Below are 20,816 nucleotides of genomic sequence, written 5' to 3' on the forward strand. Positions count from 1 at the left end.
ACTCATCGCTTAAATTGATAATTTATACGGATATCTTCTAAAAAATAATTAAATTCGCAACAATTAAACTTTAAGCAAAAATCATGAGTAAAGAAGTTGTCATTGTTGCAGCTGCAAGAACTCCAATCGGAAGTTTTTTGGGCGCTTTATCTACTATACCAGCTCCACAGTTAGGAGCAACAGCTATTAAAGGTGCGTTGGCACAAATAAATTTAGCTCCAGAACATGTTCAGGAAGTGATTATGGGAAATGTTGTTCAGGCAGGAACTGGACAAGCTCCTGCACGACAAGCCGCTATTTTTGCTGGAATTCCGAATACAGTTCCGTGTACAACGATTAATAAAGTATGTGCATCAGGAATGAAAGCCGTAATGCAAGCTGCGCAAGCAATTGCATTGGGCGATGCAGATGTTATTGTTGCTGGAGGAATGGAAAACATGAGTTTAATTCCACATTATTACCACGCAAGAACAGGAACTAAATTTGGTCCTGCCACATTGGAAGATGGAATGCAACGAGATGGTTTGGTTGATGTGTATGATAATGTAGCAATGGGCGTTTGCGCGGATGCGTGTGCCACAGAATATAAATTTTCAAGAGAAGATCAAGATGCATTTGCAATTCAGTCGTATGAACGTTCAGCGAAAGCTTGGGCTGAAGGAAAGTTTGCAAATGAAGTAGTTTCTGTGGAAGTTCCACAACGAAGAGGCGAACCAGTTATTGTAAGCGAAGATGAAGAGTATAAGAATGTAAAAATGGACAAAATTCCAACTTTGCGTGCTGCTTTTACTAAAGATGGAACTGTAACTGCTGCCAATGCTTCTACAATTAATGATGGCGCTGGCGCAATGGTTTTAATGAGTGCAGAGAAAGCTGCGGAGTTAGGCTTGAAACCTCTAGCAACCATAAAAGGATATGCAGATGCGGCGCATGAACCAGAATGGTTTACGACAGCACCTGCAAAAGCACTTCCGAAAGCATTAGCAAAAGCAAATTTGAGTATTGAAGATATTGAGTATTTTGAATTTAACGAAGCTTTTTCAATTGTTGGACTTGCCAATATGAAAATTCTTGGATTGACAGATAAAAATGTAAACGTAAATGGTGGAGCAGTTTCTTTAGGACATCCGCTAGGTTGCTCTGGCGTTCGTATTTTGATTACTTTACTGAATGTTTTAGAACAGAATAATGCAAAGTTAGGAGCTGCAGCTATTTGTAATGGTGGCGGTGGCGCTTCTGCATTAATTTTAGAAAGAGCTTAATTTTTCAATTTTAAAAATCATCTAATTTTATACATGCAATACGGAATTTGCAATTTGAGTATTGTTCCGCTTCGTGCTGAACCAACTGATACGAGTGAACTTGTATCACAGGTTTTGTATGGAGAACATTTTAAAGTGTTGGAACAACGCAAAAAGTGGAGTAAAATCCGTATTGCATTTGACAAGTACGAAGGTTGGATTGATAATAAACAATATTTAGAAGTCACTGAGGAAATTTATAAAGAGAAAAATAAAGAAAAGTTGATTCTCTCGGCTGATTTGGTTGAGTTTATTACGAATGATTCCCTTTTAATGCCAATTCCTATTGGTTCCGTTTTGAATTCGTTGTCGTTATTGTCACATGAACATGATGGAAATACGATTGGCGGAATTCATCCAAAAGCAACTATTATTAAAACTTCGTATATGTATTTGGGCGCGCCGTATTTATGGGGCGGAAAAACACCTTTCGGGATAGATTGTTCTGGTTTTACACAAATGGTGTATAAACTGAATGGTTATAAGTTATTGCGTGATGCTTCTCAGCAAGCTATGCAAGGTGAAGCGTTGAGTTTTATTGAAGAAAGTGAACCTGGCGATTTAGCTTTTTTTGATAATGAAGAAGGCACTATTATTCACGTCGGAATCATTATGGAAGATAATTATATTATTCACGCACATGGAAAAGTTCGTATTGATCGCATAGATCATTCAGGAATTTTTAATGTAGAAACTAAACGACATACACACAGACTTCGTGTGATTAAGAAGATTGTTTGATAAAAGATGTAAGACCGCTTACTTCGACTTCGCTCAGTACAAGCCGTTTTTTAGAGTCAAGAATATAGACTTTATATTGAACGCTTGATACACCATAATAATTTTTACAGGCAAGGTATTATACCAAATAAAGTACGTATACTTTGAGACATTTTTGATAATTTTAAATAACGTAAGTTCGATATAAAATTTCAGAGTGTTTTTTTTTGTCTTTTCCGCAGTATAGCAGGGATTTTTCGTTAAGAATTTTTGAATCCTTGGAGAAAATTTAGAAAAATTCATGCGGTTTTAGTTTTTTTCAGAAAGAAAAACTAAAAATACCTCTGGAAATCGAAGATTCATGAGTTCCAAAATATAAAATAGAAATCACACGAACTAAAAGCGCACTTTCTTTTGTTTCTTTTCTTTGTACGAACAAAGAAAAAGAAAATCAAATACTTAGCACTTATTTTAGAAATATGTTCAAAATTTCATTTGAGTAAACTTATATCGATCTCAGGTTAAATAATACCAAACAAACTTTAAAATTACAGTCTAAAATTCATTTGATATAAATACTACTCATATAAAAAAATTACAAGACATAAAAAAGCCTCGTTAACTAGTTAACGAGGCTTTTTTTATGTATTATTTCTGTTAGATTATTGCTCTCCTAACTCAGCCAATTTAGCTTTCACTTTTTTGACTTTTTCACTTTCTCCTAAGAAAGAATATAATCCTTTTAATTGCTTTAGGATACTAACATCATTGGGAACACTTTCAGAAATTCCTTCTAATACTGCTAATGACTTTCTATACAATGCAGTTTGTTGCGCTTTGTATTCATCATATTTTCTGTTATCTGCTGATGAATTTCCTAGTTCGTTCATTTTATCAACAACATCTGACGACTCGTCTAAGTATGTTTTAGATAAGTTGATTGCTGCATTTACATATCCAGGATCTAATTCTAGTACTTTTTTGTATGCGGCTCTTGCCTCTTCAACATCACCATTTTCAGCACTAATTACACCAATATTGTAATAAGAATCTACATCATTAGGGTTTTTAGCAATGATTTCTTGCATGATTTCTTTGAATTTTGCAGTATCTCCCATTTTGTAGTAGATGTTTCCTTTTGTCAATAAAAGTGAAGCATCATTAGGATTCATTGCAATTGCATCTTCTACGGCTGCTAAAGCTTTCTCATTGTCACCAATATGGTTGGTGTAAATCCAAGAAATGTTTTTTACAATCTCTGGTAATCTAGATTTTGTTTTTTCTTCTGTTGGATTTGAATGTGATTTTACTCTTACAGATACATCTCTTAATGTTTTTTCTGCGAACGATTCTTTTTTACCGTCTGCTACATTAATAGCATAATACTGAGTTTCTTCACCTGTATATCCTGTTTCTTTTAACTCTACATAATACTTTAAAGCAGTATCATAATCTTTTTCAGAAATTGAGTTCGATGCCGCGAAGTATAAGAAATTTTTATTTTCTGGCTGTAATGTATACGATAAATACAATAGCTCTGAAGCTTTCTTATAGTTTTCTTCTTTTTGAGAGGCAATGGCTTTTTCAACAATTTTACTAATCATTGTTTGCAACATTGGCTTCGCTTCTTTGGTGTATTCAAAATCTTTTTGCTCTTTTTCAAAAGCAAATAATTTATTGTAAGCATCACCAGCTATTTTTAAAGAAGCATCCGTATCCATTCCTTTTTCAGCAAGTTCTTGATACGTTCTTCCTTTTAGAAAGTAATATTGTGCTTTGTATTTTGCATCAGCACTTTCTATTGTAGATGAAATACTAGATAACGTTGCTTTAGCTTCTGTAGTGTTTCCTTTTTTCAATGCTTTCTCAACGGCTCTTAATTCTTTCTTTTGTGCAAAAGAAAATGCCGTAATTAACATTGCTGAGAAAATTAAAATTGTTTTCTTCATTTTATAAATGTTTAGATAATTGAGGTTTTTGTTATTATTCTTCTTCCGTTTCGTTGTCACTATTGTCATCTATATCAACAGCCGTGCCATCTTCTGTAACACCAGTGTTTTCAACATCTTCAACGTCTTCATCCTCATCTTCATTCTTCACTTTGGCTACCGCTGCAATAGAATCTTTTCCTTTTATGTTGATTAATCGAACTCCTTGCGTTGCTCTTCCCATTACTCTTAAATCAGAAACAGACATACGAATTGCAATACCAGATTTGTTGATAATCATTAAACCATCATCGTCCGTTACGTTCTTAATCGCAACCAACTTTCCAGTTTTTTCCGTTACAGAAATGGTCTTTACTCCTTTTCCACCACGGTTCGTAATTCGGTAATCTTCTAAGCTAGATCGTTTTCCATATCCATTTTCAGAAACTACTAAAATGTTGCTTTCCATATCGTTTACAGCAACCATTCCTATAACTTCATCTTTTTCATTAGCGAGTCTAATTCCACGAACACCAGAAGCATTTCTTCCCATTGGTCGTGTTTTCTCTTCTTCAAATCGAATTGCTTTTCCAGATTTTACAGCTAACATTACTTGACTGTTTCCAGTAGTTAACTTTGCTTCTAACAGTTCATCGCCTTCTTTAATGGTAATTGCATTAATACCATTGGTACGTGGACGAGAATACTGCTCCAAAGGTGTCTTTTTCACTTGACCTTTCTTCGTAGCCATAATCACATAGTGACTATTAATATATTCATCATCTTTTAAACTTTGTGTACAGATGAATGCTTTTACTTTATCATCTTTTTCAATGTTGATTAAGTTCTGAATTGCTCTTCCTTTAGATGCTTTACTTCCTTCTGGAATTTCATATACACGCATCCAGAAACATTTTCCTTTTTGCGTAAAGAATAGCATATATTGGTGATTGGTTCCAACAAATAGATGCTCTAAGAAATCTTCGTTTCTAGTTGCACTTCCTTTTTGCCCAACGCCACCTCTATTTTGTTCTTTATATTCTGTTAATGAAGTACGCTTAATGTATCCTGCATGCGAAATTGTAATAACTACTTTTTCATCAGGAATTAAATCTTCAATACTAACATCTCCACCAGCATATTCAATTAACGAACGTCTTTCATCTCCGTATTTATCTTTGATAACCGTAAGTTCTTCTTTGATGATGTCCATTCTTCTTGACTTATTTGCCAAAATATCACGGTAATCGTCAATGCTTTTCATGATGTCGTCGTACTCACCACGTAACTTGTCTTGTTCCAGACCTGTTAACTGACGTAAACGCATTTCCACAATCGCTTTGGCTTGAATCTCTGTCAATTCAAAACGTGTGATCAAATTATTACGAGCATCTTCAGCATTTTGCGAACCTCTAATAATAGCAATTACCTCATCAATATTATCAGATGCAATAATTAAACCTTCTAAAATATGCGCGCGCTCTTCTGCTTTGCGTAATTCATATTCAGTTCTACGCGTTACAACTACATGTCTGTGTTCCACAAAGTGATGAATCATTTCTTTTAGATTCAATAATTGTGGACGTCCATGAACCAATGCAATATTATTTACACTGAATGATGATTGTAATGCAGTATACTTATATAATGTATTTAAGACAATATTTGGAATCGCATCACGCTTTAAGATATAAACGATACGCATTCCTTTTCTATCAGATTCATCACGAATCGTAGAAATACCATCAATTTTTTTATCATTTACCAAGTCAGCAGTTTTCTTAATCATGTCTGCTTTATTGACTTGATATGGAATTTCAGTTACAATAATACATTCTCTACCTTGCACTTCTTCCATCGTAGCTTTCGCACGCATGACAACTTTTCCTCGTCCTGTTTTAAACGCTTCACGAACACCATCATATCCATAGATAATTCCACCTGTTGGAAAATCGGGTGCTTTTACGTGTTGAATCAACTCATCAATTTCGATGTCATTGTTTTCAATATACGCATGAATTCCATCAATAACTTCTGATAAATTGTGTGGCGGCATATTTGTTGCCATACCAACTGCAATCCCTGATGCTCCATTAATTAACAAACCTGGAACTCTTGTAGGCAATACTGTTGGTTCTTTTAAGGTGTCATCAAAGTTCAAAGAATGATCAACGGTGTCTTTGTCAATATCTGCCAACATATCGTCAGCTATCTTGCGCATTCTTGCTTCCGTATAACGCATTGCTGCAGGACTATCTCCATCAATAGATCCGAAGTTACCTTGTCCATCTACTAGCATATAACGCAAACTCCATTCTTGCGCCATACGAACCATTGCGTCGTATACAGATGTATCTCCGTGTGGGTGATACTTACCTAATACTTCTCCAACAATTCTTGCAGATTTCTTATGAGCCGAGCCAGACCGAACTCCGAGTTCATGCATTCCAAACAATACTCTACGATGTACGGGTTTCATACCATCTCTTACATCTGGAAGCGCACGTGACACAATGACTGACATCGAATAATCGATGTAAGCAGACTTCATCTCATCTTCAATATTAATAGGGATTAATTTTTCTCCTTCTGCCATGTATTTTATATTTTAATATTTCGAGTTTTACAAATCGGGTCAATATACAACATTTGCTAGTATTCAGAGATGATTTCAATAAGCATTTTAACGTTTTTTTATTAACAATTTTTAATAAGTTTTTTTGATAATTTAATAATATAATTTTTGAATTTGAAGTTTTTTTTCGTCTATTAGCTTACATAACCTTTCATCACGGAACAATTTTTGTATTATCCGTATTGAAATATTAATTTTAAGGTCGAAAGGAAACTAGATTTATGGATGATAATTTTTCCCCAAGAGTAAAAGATGTAATCGCCTACAGTAAAGAAGAAGCACTGCGTTTAGGCCACGATTTTATTGGCACAGAACACTTAATGCTTGGACTTCTTAGAGACGGAAATGGCAAAGCAATTAATATTTTAAACGCACTTGAAGTGGATTTGACTCACTTGCGGCGTAAAGTAGAGATTCTAAGTCCCGCAAACCCAAATGTGGCAGTAGCTCCAAACGAAAAGCGAAATTTACACTTAACGCGTCAAGCTGAAAGAGCGCTTAAAACGACATTTTTAGAAGCCAAACTTTTTCAAAGTTCTTCTATCAATACCGCACATTTATTATTGTGCATCTTACGAAACGAAAACGATCCGACAACAAAGCTACTAAATAAGCTTAAAGTGGATTATGATAATGTTAAAGAACAATTTAAGTATATGATAACAAACGATGACGATTATATAGACACTCCACGTTCAGAATCATATTCTGATGACAATAGTGGATCACAAGAACCTTCAAAAGAAAATCCTTTTGGAGCTTCTAATGCTGGCGGAAAAGTCAATAAAAAATCCAAAACACCTGTATTAGACAATTTCGGAAGAGATTTAACAGCTATGGCTGAAGAAGGAAAATTGGATCCTGTTGTTGGACGTGAAAAAGAAATAGAACGTGTTTCTCAAATTTTGAGTAGACGTAAAAAGAACAATCCAATATTAATTGGAGAACCTGGTGTTGGTAAATCTGCCATTGCAGAAGGTTTAGCAAACAGAATCATAAAACGCAAAGTATCACGTATTTTATTCAATAAAAGAGTCGTTACGTTAGACTTAGCAAGCTTAGTAGCTGGAACAAAATACAGAGGTCAGTTTGAAGAACGCATGAAAGCGGTTATGAATGAATTGGAGAAGAACGATGATATTATTCTCTTCATTGATGAAATTCATACCATTGTTGGTGCTGGTGGCGCAACTGGAAGTTTAGATGCTTCTAACATGTTTAAACCTGCGTTAGCAAGAGGTGAACTGCAATGTATTGGAGCAACAACATTAGACGAATACAGACAACATATTGAAAAAGATGGTGCACTAGAAAGACGTTTCCAAAAAGTGGTGGTTCAACCTACTACGGTAGATGAAACGATAGAAATTCTAGAGAATATCAAAGATAAATACGAAGAACATCATAATGTACGTTACACACCAGAAGCTATTAGAGCCTGTGTTATGCTTACAAATAGATACATGAGCGATCGTTTCTTGCCAGACAAAGCTATTGATGCTTTGGATGAAGCAGGTTCAAGAGTTCACATTATAAATATTGATGTTCCTAAGCAAATTCTTGATTTAGAACGTCAACTAGAAGAAGTGCGTGAACTTAAAAATTCTGTCGTTAAAAAACAGAAATATGAAGAAGCTGCCAAATTAAGAGACGACGAAAAACGTATTGAAAAAGAATTGGCAATTTCTCAAGAAAAGTGGGAAGAAGAATCCAAACAACACAAAGAAATTGTAAGTGAAGATAATGTAGCTGATGTAGTTTCCATGATGACAGGAATTCCTGTGAACAGAATTGCACAAAAAGAAAGTAACAAACTAGCACAACTTCCTGAATTAATCAAAGGAAAAGTAATAGGACAAGACGAAGCCGTTGGAAAAGTTGTAAAAGCGATTCAGCGTAATCGTGCAGGACTTAAAGATCCAAACAAACCAATCGGTTCATTTATCTTTTTAGGGCAAACTGGAGTTGGAAAAACACAGTTAGCTAAGGTATTGGCTAGTGAGTTATTTGATTCAGATGAAGCTTTGATCAGAATTGACATGAGTGAATACATGGAAAAATTCGCGATTTCACGTTTAGTTGGTGCGCCTCCAGGATATGTTGGATATGAAGAAGGTGGACAACTAACGGAAAAAGTTAGAAGAAAACCATATGCTGTTATTTTGCTTGATGAGGTTGAAAAAGCGCATCCAGATGTATTCAATATGCTATTACAAGTATTAGATGATGGGTTTTTAACAGACAGTTTAGGAAGAAAAATTGATTTCAGAAATACCATTATCATTATGACATCAAATATTGGTGCGCGTAAACTGAAAGATTTTGGTGCTGGTGTTGGTTTTGGTACGAATGCTCAAAAATCACAAGCAGACGATCATGCAAGAGGTGTGATTGAAAATGCGTTGAAAAAAGCGTTTGCTCCTGAATTTTTAAACAGAATTGACGATGTTGTTATTTTCAATGCCTTAGAACGTGAACACATTCACAAAATTATTGACATTGAAATTGCTAAATTATATGCTAGAATTGAAGGTTTAGGATATGATTTGTCACTAACCGACAAAGCAAAAGACTATATCGCTGACAAAGGATTTGATAGACAATATGGTGCAAGACCTTTAAAAAGAGCCATTCAAAAATATATTGAAGATGCACTTGCAGAAGAAATCATTACTTCAAAAATTCATGAAGGCGATAAAATCTTCATGGATTTAGATGAAACAAATGACGAACTCACTATTAAAATTGAAAAAGCTGAAAAACCAGCTAAATCATAAAACTAAGATTTAGCTTACAAAAAGGTAAAATCCTACTTTACAGCAAAGTAGGATTTTACCTTTTTACTAGTTTTCGTGTTGTTTGAAGATGAAAATAGGTATTTTATCTAAATTACTTCCAAATAACACTAAAAATTGTATGCACGCATAGTTATTTTCTAGTTTAGCCTCCAAATCAAACTAGTATCGCAGATGTATATCCCTGGAAAACAACTCAAAAACACCTACACTTTCGAATATGGAACGTTGTATATGTATACCGATTTAGTCGTTGTAGAGATTAATGAAGGAGAACATGTTACAATTGAAATGATGATTACTTTCTTTCAATTCTTTCTTGAAAATTATAAAATTCCTTTCGGATATGTATCCTACAGGAAAAATTCCTATTCAATAGATCCACAAGTATACAAAATGCTTCCAAAAAATGATTTACTAAAAGGCATTGCGGTAGTTTCCACTCAAAAATTTTCTTGCTTAACTGCACTTGTAGAAAAAAAATTCTGCATAGGACGTTATGAATTATTTACAACTATGGACGCTGCTGTAAATTGGCTAGATGAAATCATTCCTTTAGAAAATAATTATACGAGTATGTCAAATCACACTATATAACAAACTCTAAAATTAGTATTCGCAATAAAAACCGTGAATGTCTTACTCATTTATGCAGTTCATCTATTTTTTTCGGAGATGAAAATAAAAAAACCTATATTTAATATAAACGATTAATTACGTGGAAATAGCTAACGAAAATACAAATTCATACCTAAAAAGATATATTTTACAAATAGGTGAAATAGAAATCTATGACGATTATATGCTTGCACAACTGAATGAAGGCATTACAATTGATGTTGATACTGTTCGCGAAATTCAATCAATTGGCGGCAAACATTTTCCAACAGAGCCTTTTGCATATATCACCGTTCGAAAAAACTCGTATGCCGTTGATCCGACTATATATTTAAAGGTATTTGAAGTTGAAAACTTAAAAGCAATTGCTATAGTTTCAGAAAAATTTATAGACGTTCATAATATTAAAATTGAACAACATTTTTTTAATAAACCAATGAACATCTTCAAAACACTTCCTGAAGCAGTTACTTGGGTAAAATCACACTTGTAAAATCTTCAAAAAATTAATCAAACAACACCTCATTTTCAACATTCGTATTCTGAATAAATGACAAAGTGTCACGAATAGCAATGTGCAATTCTCTATCTTCATCTACAAACGGAACTTCAACTCTATACATTTGTAAAAACGTTTCTATAAATCCCGAACTCTTCAATGGCGCTCTAAACACCAATGCTTGTGAAGCGTTTAACAATTCAATTGCCAATATACGTTCAATATTATCAACCACTTTCTTTGCTTTCGTAGCCGCATTTGCGCCCATACTTACATGATCTTCTTGTCCGTTAGACGAAACAATGGAATCAATACTTGCAGGTGTTGCATATTGTTTATTCTGACTTACAATACTTGCCGCTGTATATTGCGGAATCATAAAACCAGAGTTTAATCCTGGATTATTCACTAAAAAATCTGGCAAACCTCTCAAACCTGAAACCAATTGAAACGTTCTGCGTTCAGAAATATTTCCAAGTTCTGCCATTGCAATCGCCAAATAATCAAGCGCTAAAGCTAAAGGTTGTCCGTGAAAATTTCCTCCAGAAATAATTGCATCTTCTTGAATAAAAATATTTGGATTATCGGTTACTGAATTAATTTCAGTTTCAAATGTTTTTCTAATAAAAGCCAAAGTATCTTTCGTTGCGCCATGCACTTGCGGAACACATCGAAACGAATACGGATCTTGCACATGTTTCTTTTCTTGCGAAATTAACTCGCTACCTTCTACAAACTCTTGCACTCTTTTTGCCGTTTTCAATTGTCCATTATGCGGACGAATCAAATGAATCAAATCATTAAACGGCTCCAATCTACCATCAAAAGCTTCCAACGAAATTGCCGCAAAGAAATCTGCGAAATATGATAATTTATACGATTTTAAAAGCATATGTACGCCATACGCGCTCATAAACTGCGTTCCGTTTAACAATGCCAAACCTTCTTTTGCTTTCAATTCAATTGGTTGCCAATCAAATTCGGCTAAAACTTCTGCGGAAGCAACTTCTTTTCCTTTATAATATACGCTTCCTTTTCCCAAAAGCGGTAATGACAAATGTGCCAAAGGTGCTAAATCGCCAGAAGCTCCTAGCGAACCTTGTTCAAAAATTACAGGTAAAATATCATGATTATAAAAATCGATCAAACGCTGCACAGTTTCCAATTGCACACCTGAATGTCCATAACTTAACGATTGCACTTTGAGTAACAACATCAACTTTACAATCTCTTGTGGTACGCGATCTCCAGTTCCGCAAGCATGCGACATCACTAAATTTTCTTGTAATTTTGATAAATGTTCATCTGAAATTTTTACATTACACAACGAACCAAATCCTGTATTAATACCATAAATAGGTGCTTTCTGATCCTTTAAACGTTGTTCTAAATATTCGCGACACGCTATAATTTTAGCAGATGCAGTTTCTGACAATGTCAATGTTGCATTGGAATGTAACAAGTCTTGAATAGCCGTAATATCTAAAATGTGTGAACTTATTTCGTGTGTCATGATGTTGTTGTTCAAATTATCTTTCAAAAGTCAAAATTCAAACTGTATTAACCAAATAATTGTTAATAATTTATTGATTAAAAAAAGAATCCTTTAAATTTGAACAAACAAACTTTAAAAAAATGAAAAAATTATTGCTATTAATTGCAGTATTTGCAATCTTTTCGTGTGAAAATGAGCCGAAAATAGACTACGCCTTATTTTCTGGAAAAATAGAAAATCCAAAAGATACTAAAATAGTCGTTTTAGGAAACGATTATGAAAAAGAAATCAAATTAAACGACGATGGAACATTTGCAGATACACTTCGTGTTGACACAGGTTATTATATGTTAGTTCATGGAAGAGAACGTTCTTCTTTCTTTATTTCTCCAGGTAACGATTTAAAAATGTCCTTAGACACTAAAAAATTTGATGAAACTCTTGTATACGAAGGAACAGGAGCTATAAACAACAACTACTTAGCTTCAAAATATTTAGCCAATGAAAACTTAAATCCTCAAGAGGTATACGCATTAGAAGAAGCCGAATTTTTAAAAATAATTGAAGAAAAAAAAACTGATGCGGAAACAAAGTTAAAAGAATCTAAAGATTTAGATGAAGATTTTATAGTCTTAGAAAAAAAAGCAATCAACTATGAATATTTAGCCAATCTTTCAAGATATCCATCTTACCATGCGCACTACGCAAAAAAACCAGCATACAAGGCTTCGGAAAACTTGTTAAAGCCTTTGGATGAATTCGATTATGATAATGCGGAAGACTTTCGCAATTATGATTCTTATCAAAATATTGTGCTAGATTACTTCATGGAAAAAGTGATCACCGACTCAATAACAATAGAAACTTTAGCGACAATAAAAGGGCTTAAATCTCAGAATATTAAAAATGATTTAGCTGCTCAATTATCATATGGAATTTCATCATCTAACGAGAATTCTGAAAAATTATATAATACTATTCAAGAAATTTCTACGGAAAAAAAATTGAAAGAGGAAGTTACTAAAAAGTATAATAAAATTAAAGCATTAATAGCGGGAACAGATTCTCCAAAATTTAATTATGAAAATCACAAAGGTGGAAAAACATCATTAGAAAATTTAAAAGGAAAATATGTATATATTGATGTTTGGGCAACTTGGTGCGGACCTTGTATAGCGGAAATTCCTTCTTTGAAAAAAATAGAAGCCGATTATCATAATAAGAAAATTGAATTTGTTTCTATTTCCATAGATACGCCAAAAGCATATGAAACATGGAAAAAAATGGTTGCTGATAAAAGCTTAGGCGGAATTCAATTGATTGCGGATGATGCTAGAAATGAATCGAGTTTTATAAACGCGTATGCGATAGAAACCATTCCAAGATTTATCTTAATCAATCCAGAAGGAAAAATTGTAAATGCTGATGCACCAAGACCATCTAGTCCTAAATTAATAGAACTATTCAATGAGTTGAAAATTTAACTTTCACTCAAAATAACAACATAAATAAATCGCCTTGAATTTCTATATTCAAGGCGATTTATTTTTACCGCTTTCTACGAACTTGAGTTGCCTTTCTCTTTTTTGGTTCTTCTTTTGGCGCTTCTGCTTCTTTTGGTTCTTCTGGCTTTTTGAACAAATCTAAATACGCATCGCCAATATGTTCCACAATATCACTTGCTATCAATGCTTGATATCCCAATCCTGTTAAAGCAATATCGCCCGCTTTTCCATGTAAATACACACCCAAAATAGCCGCCGTAACCGAATCATATCCTTGCGAAATCAATCCTGTGAGCATTCCTGTCAATACATCGCCACTTCCTGCAGTTGCCATTCCTGGATTTCCTGTATTGTTAATATACAGTTTATCGGCATAACAAGTAATCGTATGCGCGCCTTTAATAATAACAACTACGTTATACTTTTTTGAAAACGCTTTTGTCTTTTCAAGCTTATCAAAATCGTCTGTCCACTTGCCTATCAATCGCTCCAATTCTTTTGGATGCGGCGTCAAAATAGAACCTTTCGAAACCGATTTTAACAATGTCTTATTTACTGCCAATATATTCAAAGCATCTGCATCAATAACCAAAGGTGCTTTATTCGTTTTCAAAAACGCTTTCAATGCTTTTACAGTTGCAGCGTCAGTTCCTAAACCAATACCAATTCCGATAGCTTTTGGTTCAATATCGTACTGAATTTTTGTAATATTCTTTTCGTCTTCATCACAAATCACCATCGCTTCTGGCAATGAAGTCTGTAAAATTATATACCCACATTTAGGAATATACGCGGTAATTAATCCTGTTCCAACACGTAAACACGCCGAACTAGCCAAAGTTACAGCGCCTATTTTCCCGTAACTTCCGCCAACAATCAAGCTGTGTCCGTAGATTCCTTTATGCGCATATTTCTCTCTAGGAACGTACAATGGTAAAATTTCAAGCTTGTCAATCAACTCAACTTCTGTCTCTATTGATTGTAAATATTCCTGATCAAATCCAAAATTTAATGCTTCCCATTGTTGCATATAAATGCCTGTTTCTGGCAAAAAGAAACTCAATTTTGGCGCTTGTCCCGTTAAGGTAAAATTACTTTCAATAACTGCTTCTTTATCTTCTGGCGCATGATTTGGATACAAACCAGAAGGAACATCTATCGAAACTGTATACGCATCTGAAGCATTAATATATTTAATTAAATTTTTAACCCAATCCGAAGTTTCACGATTCAATCCAATTCCAAAAATGGCGTCTACAATAATATCCTCTTTATTCATTTCAGGAAATTCCTCGCCCGAACTCAACAATCTTGGCCAAACTTTAAACTCTTTAATTCGATCATAATTAATTAAAAAATCTTTTGTTCGCTTATCGCTGAAATTTACAACGTACGTGTGCACATTATAACCATGTTGCAACAATTGGCGACCTAACACCAAACCGGAACCGCCATTATTTCCAATTCCGCAATAAATATGAATCGGAACTTGCGCACCTTGCATGCGCGTATGAAACCAATTAAAAATTTGAATTCCTGCAAATTCCATTAATTCATTGGACGAAATTTTATTTTTTTCAATCGTAGTATTGATCGCTTGGTAGATTTGATCTGCTGAATATATCTTCATGTGTTAAATTTTATAATTGTATAGCATTACACTTTTGATGAAATATCTTGCAATTTGCTATACTTTTTTAGTGCTTTTTTAAAAAAAAGGTGTTTTCACTACACATCCGTGAAAAATAAACATATAATTTGTTTATGCTTATAAAAGTAATACTTTTGAACAACATCATACAATAAAATATGCGTTTAGTAGCAAACAATATCACATTCATTAATTGCTTCACAGTTTCTTCTACAACTGTGACAAGTACTATTAAAACCCCTTTTGGGGTCTAGCTATTCATAACCGTTCGGTGTTTATTCCCATTAAATATATCTTATAAAACCTTCTTAAAAAACTGACGATAACCATACAAAAAAATACTCATGAACGTACTCAAATTTGGTGGCACCTCTGTCGCCAATGCACAAAATATAAGCTTAGTAATTAATATCATTACAAAAGCATCACAAAATGAAAAAATAGTCGTGGTAGTTTCTGCATTTGGAAACACTACGAATATGCTTCTAAAAACTGCCGAACTCGCCGCAGTAAAAGATGAATACTACAAATCACTCTTGCAAGAAATTGAAAACAGACACATGCAAGTAGTAAAAGATTTAATTCCTGTTACGGAACAAAGCGCGGTTATCAGTCACACAAAACGTTTATTAAACTATCTAGAAACGTTATATGAAGGTTGTTTTTTGCTGCGCGAATTAACTCCGAAAACATTAGCAACCATTGCAAGTTTTGGCGAATTATTATCTTCCTATATCATTTCGGAAGTCATGAAAATTCAGAAACTTGATTGTATATATAAAGATAGTCGAGAATTAATTATTACCTCAGAAAGCTACGAAAATGCGCAAGTTGAGATGAAACTGACAAAAAAAAATTGTCAATCATTTTTTGAAAAGAATGAAAAGCAAATTGTCATCTTACCCGGATTTATCGCTGCGACAGAAAATGGAGAAACCACAACATTAGGAAGAGGCGGATCTGATTATACAGCCGCAATTATTGCAGCAGCAGTAAATGCCAGAGAATTACAGATTTGGACAGATGTTAGCGGAATGTACACCGCAAATCCGCGAATTGTAAAACAAGCAACGCCAATTCCGCACATCTCATATCAAGAAGCAATGGAACTATCGCACTTTGGTGCAAAAGTGATTTATCCGCCAACGATTCAACCTGTATTGCGGAAAAAAATTCCAATTCTAATAAAAAATACATTTGATCCTGAACAAGAAGGAACTCGTATCACAAAAAATCCAAACGGAAAACAACAAGCCGTAAAAGGAATTAGTTACATTGAAAATATTTCATTACTAACATTGGAAGGAAGTGGAATGATCGGAATTCCTGGGTTTTCAAAACGATTATTTGAAACCTTATTAGCACAAAAAATAAACATCGTTCTCATTACGCAAGCTTCTTCTGAACATTCAATTTGTATAGGAATCAATGACAAAGAAGCGTCTAGAGCCAAAATTGCACTTGATGAAACATTTACCTACGAAATTGCTTCTGGAAAAGTAGATCCAATTCTCGTGGAACAACAATTAGCAATTATCGCATTAGTTGGTGAAAACATGAAAAATCATCAAGGGTTAAGTGGTAAAATGTTTAGCATGCTTGGAAAAAATAATGTAAATATTAGAGCAATTGCACAAGGCGCATCTGAGAAAAACATTTCAGCAGTTATTAATAGTGAAGATGCAAAAAAAGCATTGAATGCATTGCATGAAGAATTCTTTGAAGAAAAAATAAAACAACTCAACTTATTTGTAACTGGTGTTGGAAATGTGGGCGAACGCTTCTTGGCACAGCTCAAAAAACAAAGCGAATTTCTTCTTAAACAATTAAAACTAAACATCAGAGTTGTGGGAATCTCTAATTCGAGAACCATGTATTTTGAAGAAGAAGGTATTGATTTAGACAAATGGAAAGACAACCTAGCAAATGGTAGCAAAGCAAGTTTGGACGAATTTCACACAACTACCAAATCGTTGAATCTTCGTAACAGTATCTTTATTGACATCTCAGCAAGTCATAAAGTGTCTAACGTTTACGAACACTATTTACGTAACAATATTGCAGTTGTGACCTGTAACAAAATTGCATGTGCTTCTGAATATGAAAACTATAAAAACTTAAAGCGAATTTCAAGAAAATACAATGCGCCGTTATTATTTGAAACAAACGTTGGCGCAGGATTGCCAATTATTGATACGCTAAAAAACCTAATCGCTTCTGGCGATAGAGTTCACAAAATACAAGCAGTACTTTCTGGTAGTTTAAACTTTGTCTTTAACAATTTCAGCAATGAAAATACATTTCATGATATTGTATCACAAGCACAGAAAGAAGGTTATACGGAACCTGATCCGAAGATTGATTTAAGCGGAATTGATGTCGCACGTAAAATCCTGATTTTAGCACGCGAAAGCGGTTATGTGATGGAATTGGACGAAATTGAAAACGATTCATTTCTTCCGAAAGAAACACTCGAAACAGAAAACAATGAAGGTTTCTATGCTTCATTAACGAAATATGAAGATCATTTTCAGAAAATTTTCAAAGAAGCAAACGATAAAAACTGTCGTTTAAAATATGTTGCTACTTTTGAAGATGGAAAAGCAACAGTTGGTTTGCAACACATTCCTTCCGATCATCCTTTTTACAATTTAGAAGGAAGTGATAATATAGTATTATTTTTCACGGATCGCTACGTATTGCAACCTTTGCAAATAAAAGGCGCAGGCGCAGGAACAGAAGTGACTGCTTCAGGGATTTTTGCAGATGTAATTCGTGTTGGGAAGTTCTAGAAATTATAAATTTTTGAATGTTAAATTTTAAATGTATGCAAACGTCACTTCGAGTATTATTGAGATCAAAATATATTTTGATAGAAAATACCTAGCGAAGCTATCTGAAAGAATTTTGTATCGAGAAGTACCTTGAAACTCAAAATGAAAAATGTGTCACATCAAGCGCAGTCGAGATGCTAAATTTTAAATGTAAAAGTATTAGCTACTTGTGGGAAGCTGAATCAAGTTCAGCTTGACGTTAGCTTGTTACAAAATAAAAAATTATTGAATTATTGAATAGTTTAATCTTTCAATCAAACAAAAATGAACGAAATAAAAATATTCGCGCCAGCAACCATTGCAAATGTCTCTTGCGGATTCGATGTGCTCGGACTTTGTTTGGACAACGTTGGTGACGAAATGGTCATTCGGAAAACTGCTGAAAAAGGCATTCGAATTTCGAAACTTGTCGGGCAAGATTTACCTTTGGAAACCGAGAAAAATGTTGCAGGTGTTGCAGGTTTGGCAATGTTGGAAAAACTAAATCTAAATCACGGTTTTGAAATCGAAATCTATAAAAATATAAAAGCAGGAAGCGGAATTGGAAGCAGCGCAGCAAGTTCGGCAGGAACTGTATTTGCAATGAATGAATTGCTCGGGAAACCGTTTACACTAAAAGAATTAGTGCCTTTTGCGATGCAAGGGGAAAAACTCGCTAGTGGAACTGCACACGCGGATAATGTGGCTCCTGCCCTTTTGGGCGGATTTACCTTAGTGCGAAGTTATGAACCGTTGGATTTAATCAAAATTCCAACGCCAAGCGAATTGTACGCAACGGTAATTCATCCGCAAATAGAAGTCAAAACGTCGGATTCGCGTTCGGTATTGAAACAAAATATTTCTATGAAAAAGTCTATTATCCAAATTGGAAACTTAGGCGGATTGATTAGCGGTTTACACACTTCCGATTATGATTTAATTAGCAGATCATTACATGACGAAATTGTAGAACCATTACGCGCAATCTTAATTCCTGGATTCAAAAAAGTGAAAGAAAACGCAATTGCTTGTGGCGCATTAGGTGCTGGAATTTCAGGTTCTGGACCTTCTATTTTCGCGCTTAGCAAAGGAAAAGAAATGGCAGAAAAAGTTGCTAAAATAATGAGTAAAACCTATAAAAATATTAATATTGACTTTGACATTCATGTTTCGAAAATTAATGTGGAAGGTTGTCGGATCTTAAATTAATTTTAAATGCTAAATTTTAAATTTTAAAGTGTTAGCTACTTGTGAGAAGCTGAATCAAGTTCAGCTTGACGGAAACTTATTATAAACTAAAATTATTGAATCATTCAATTTTTTAATTATTGAATCAAAAAAACATCAAGAAATTCCAAATAGTTCTCGATACACCAAATTAAAAATTTGGCACTCGAACTGACAATTGAAATTACAAATACAAAAGTGTTAGTTACTTGTGAGAAGCTGAATCAAGTTCAGCTTGACGGAAACTTATTATAAACCAAAATTATTGAATCATTCAATTATTCAATTACAAAAAAAAAATGAACTACTACAGTCTACATCATAAATCTCCAAAAGTATCTTTCGAAGAAGCTGTCATTAAAGGATTAGCGCCTGATAGAGGAATTTATTTTCCTGAAAAAATCACGGCATTATCTAAAGATTTCATCAAAAATATTGGCGAGTATTCGCATGAAGAAATTGCCTTTGAAGCGATTCAGCAATTCGTTGGTGATGATATTCCGAAAGAAATTTTAAAAGACATTATTAAGGAAACGTTGAGTTTTGATTTTCCAATTGTTCCAATTGAAGAAAATATTGGAACTTTAGAATTATTTCACGGACCAACAATGGCTTTTAAAGATGTTGGCGCACGATTTATGGCACGTTGTTTAGGTTATTTTAATCGTGATAAAGACGAAAGCGTAACCGTTTTGGTTGCAACTTCTGGCGATACTGGCGGCGCTGTTGCGAATGGTTTTTTAGGTGTAAAAGGTGTTGATGTTGTCATTTTATATCCAAGTGGAAAAGTTAGTGAAGTTCAAGAGAAACAATTGACGACTTTGGGTCAAAATATTACAGCGTTGGAAGTTGAAGGTGTTTTTGACGATTGTCAAGAAATGGTGAAAACTGCTTTTTTAGATTCAGAAATTGAACGTACATTAACATCTGCAAACTCGATTAATATAGCGCGTTGGTTGCCACAAATGTTCTACTTTTTCTTTGCGTATAAAGCATTACATAAAAAACATAAAAATCTAGTGTTTTCAGTTCCGAGTGGAAATTTTGGAAATATCTGCGCTGGAATTATGGCGCAAAAGTTAGGGTTACCAATTCAGCATTTTATTGCTTCGACAAATGTAAACAACACAGTTTCAGATTATTTAGAAGCTGGAGTTTATACACCAAAAAAATCGATTGCAACCATTTCAAACGCAATGGATGTTGGAAATCCGAGTAATTTCATTCGGATTCAAGAGTTGTATGATAATGATTTAGAAACCATCAAAAAACACTTTTCATCGTATAGTTTTTCAGATTCGGAAACGAAAGTTGCAATGAAAACCTTGTACGATCAATCGAATTATATTGCTGATCCGCATGGCGCAGTTGGTTATTTGGGCTTGAAAAACCACGATTTAAAAGATGCGTACGGAATTTTTCTAGAAACTGCACATCCTGTCAAATTTTTACCAACTGTAGAATCGACCTTGAGTCTAAAATTAGACATTCCTAAACAGATTCAAGAGATTATGCACAAAGAGAAAAAAGCGCATTTTATTACGGATTATGAAGGTTTGAAGAAATTTTTAATGGAATAAATTTATGATGTGCTAACACTTTAATTTGAAGATTTAAAATATCTAAATT

At 34.0% G+C, this 20,816-nt stretch carries 13 protein-coding genes; 9 read left to right on the forward strand and 4 right to left on the reverse strand.

The features are described from left to right. Positions 1-83: 83 nt before the first annotated feature. The gene (locus tag IMCC3317_RS06440; protein ID WP_160128713.1) at positions 84-1,262 is read left to right on the forward strand and encodes an acetyl-CoA C-acyltransferase; all 1,179 of its coding nucleotides are present in this window, start codon (positions 84-86) and stop codon (positions 1,260-1,262) included. Between the two features lie 33 nt (positions 1,263-1,295). After that, positions 1,296-2,042 carry a C40 family peptidase gene (locus IMCC3317_RS06445; RefSeq protein ID WP_160128714.1) on the forward strand — a complete coding sequence of 249 codons (747 nt, stop codon included), beginning with the start codon at positions 1,296-1,298 and terminating at the stop codon, positions 2,040-2,042. 641 nt (positions 2,043-2,683) lie between these two features. On the opposite strand, the gene IMCC3317_RS06450 is transcribed toward IMCC3317_RS06445, so the two are convergent. Continuing rightward, entirely contained in the window at positions 2,684-3,970 is a 1,287-nt protein-coding gene (locus IMCC3317_RS06450; protein ID WP_160128715.1) for a tetratricopeptide repeat protein, read from the reverse strand. Between the two features lie 34 nt (positions 3,971-4,004). Continuing rightward, the gene (gene gyrA, locus IMCC3317_RS06455) at positions 4,005-6,545 is read right to left on the reverse strand and encodes a DNA gyrase subunit A (protein ID WP_160128716.1); all 2,541 of its coding nucleotides are present in this window, start codon (positions 6,543-6,545) and stop codon (positions 4,005-4,007) included. 260 nt (positions 6,546-6,805) lie between these two features. Here gyrA and IMCC3317_RS06460 point away from each other — a divergent pair, with 260 nt between their 5' ends. From IMCC3317_RS06460 to IMCC3317_RS06470, 3 genes are all read left to right on the forward strand, one after another. Continuing rightward, a complete protein-coding gene (locus IMCC3317_RS06460) occupies positions 6,806-9,361 on the forward strand; it encodes an ATP-dependent Clp protease ATP-binding subunit (RefSeq protein WP_160128717.1) in 2,556 nt (851 codons plus the stop codon). Positions 9,362-9,553: 192 nt separating this feature from the next. Beyond that, positions 9,554-9,976, forward strand: coding sequence for a hypothetical protein (locus IMCC3317_RS06465; RefSeq protein ID WP_160128718.1), 423 nt, complete (start codon positions 9,554-9,556; stop codon positions 9,974-9,976). 121 nt (positions 9,977-10,097) lie between these two features. Beyond that, the gene (locus IMCC3317_RS06470; protein ID WP_160128719.1) at positions 10,098-10,490 is read left to right on the forward strand and encodes an STAS/SEC14 domain-containing protein; all 393 of its coding nucleotides are present in this window, start codon (positions 10,098-10,100) and stop codon (positions 10,488-10,490) included. Positions 10,491-10,503: 13 nt separating this feature from the next. On the opposite strand, the gene hutH is transcribed toward IMCC3317_RS06470, so the two are convergent. Beyond that, entirely contained in the window at positions 10,504-12,009 is a 1,506-nt protein-coding gene (hutH, locus tag IMCC3317_RS06475; RefSeq protein WP_160128720.1) for a histidine ammonia-lyase, read from the reverse strand. Between the two features lie 122 nt (positions 12,010-12,131). Here hutH and IMCC3317_RS06480 point away from each other — a divergent pair, with 122 nt between their 5' ends. Then, positions 12,132-13,475, forward strand: coding sequence for a TlpA family protein disulfide reductase (locus tag IMCC3317_RS06480; protein WP_160128721.1), 1,344 nt, complete (start codon positions 12,132-12,134; stop codon positions 13,473-13,475). 64 nt (positions 13,476-13,539) lie between these two features. On the opposite strand, the gene IMCC3317_RS06485 is transcribed toward IMCC3317_RS06480, so the two are convergent. After that, positions 13,540-15,126: an NAD(P)H-hydrate dehydratase gene (locus tag IMCC3317_RS06485; RefSeq protein ID WP_160128722.1), complete on the reverse strand. Its 1,587-nt coding sequence runs from the start codon at positions 15,124-15,126 to the stop codon at positions 13,540-13,542. Between the two features lie 365 nt (positions 15,127-15,491). Here IMCC3317_RS06485 and thrA point away from each other — a divergent pair, with 365 nt between their 5' ends. The 3 genes from thrA (at position 15,492) to thrC (ending at position 20,767) form a co-directional block, all read left to right on the forward strand. Beyond that, positions 15,492-17,939: a bifunctional aspartate kinase/homoserine dehydrogenase I gene (gene thrA, locus IMCC3317_RS06490; RefSeq protein WP_160128723.1), complete on the forward strand. Its 2,448-nt coding sequence runs from the start codon at positions 15,492-15,494 to the stop codon at positions 17,937-17,939. Between the two features lie 306 nt (positions 17,940-18,245). Beyond that, positions 18,246-19,169 carry a homoserine kinase gene (locus tag IMCC3317_RS06495; protein WP_160128724.1) on the forward strand — a complete coding sequence of 308 codons (924 nt, stop codon included), beginning with the start codon at positions 18,246-18,248 and terminating at the stop codon, positions 19,167-19,169. A gap of 317 nt (positions 19,170-19,486) precedes the next feature. Beyond that, positions 19,487-20,767, forward strand: coding sequence for a threonine synthase (thrC, locus tag IMCC3317_RS06500; RefSeq protein ID WP_160128725.1), 1,281 nt, complete (start codon positions 19,487-19,489; stop codon positions 20,765-20,767). Positions 20,768-20,816 lie beyond the last annotated feature (49 nt).

The organism is Kordia antarctica (genome assembly GCF_009901525.1).
GTDB classification, from domain to species: Bacteria; Bacteroidota; Bacteroidia; order Flavobacteriales; family Flavobacteriaceae; genus Kordia; species Kordia antarctica.

What these genes read in the sequence shown, in the direction of transcription:
- IMCC3317_RS06440 (WP_160128713.1), top strand. Translation starts at nt 84, where the DNA reads ATGAGTAAAGAAGTTGTCATTGTTGCAGCTGCAAGAACTCCAATCGGA.
- IMCC3317_RS06445 (WP_160128714.1), top strand. Translation starts at nt 1,296, where the DNA reads ATGCAATACGGAATTTGCAATTTGAGTATTGTTCCGCTTCGTGCTGAA.
- IMCC3317_RS06450 (WP_160128715.1), bottom strand. Translation starts at nt 3,970, where the DNA reads ATGAAGAAAACAATTTTAATTTTCTCAGCAATGTTAATTACGGCATTT.
- gyrA (WP_160128716.1), bottom strand. Translation starts at nt 6,545, where the DNA reads ATGGCAGAAGGAGAAAAATTAATCCCTATTAATATTGAAGATGAGATG.
- IMCC3317_RS06460 (WP_160128717.1), top strand. Translation starts at nt 6,806, where the DNA reads ATGGATGATAATTTTTCCCCAAGAGTAAAAGATGTAATCGCCTACAGT.
- IMCC3317_RS06465 (WP_160128718.1), top strand. Translation starts at nt 9,554, where the DNA reads ATGTATATCCCTGGAAAACAACTCAAAAACACCTACACTTTCGAATAT.
- hutH (WP_160128720.1), bottom strand. Translation starts at nt 12,009, where the DNA reads ATGACACACGAAATAAGTTCACACATTTTAGATATTACGGCTATTCAA.
- IMCC3317_RS06480 (WP_160128721.1), top strand. Translation starts at nt 12,132, where the DNA reads ATGAAAAAATTATTGCTATTAATTGCAGTATTTGCAATCTTTTCGTGT.
- IMCC3317_RS06485 (WP_160128722.1), bottom strand. Translation starts at nt 15,126, where the DNA reads ATGAAGATATATTCAGCAGATCAAATCTACCAAGCGATCAATACTACG.
- thrA (WP_160128723.1), top strand. Translation starts at nt 15,492, where the DNA reads ATGAACGTACTCAAATTTGGTGGCACCTCTGTCGCCAATGCACAAAAT.
- IMCC3317_RS06495 (WP_160128724.1), top strand. Translation starts at nt 18,246, where the DNA reads ATGAACGAAATAAAAATATTCGCGCCAGCAACCATTGCAAATGTCTCT.
- thrC (WP_160128725.1), top strand. Translation starts at nt 19,487, where the DNA reads ATGAACTACTACAGTCTACATCATAAATCTCCAAAAGTATCTTTCGAA.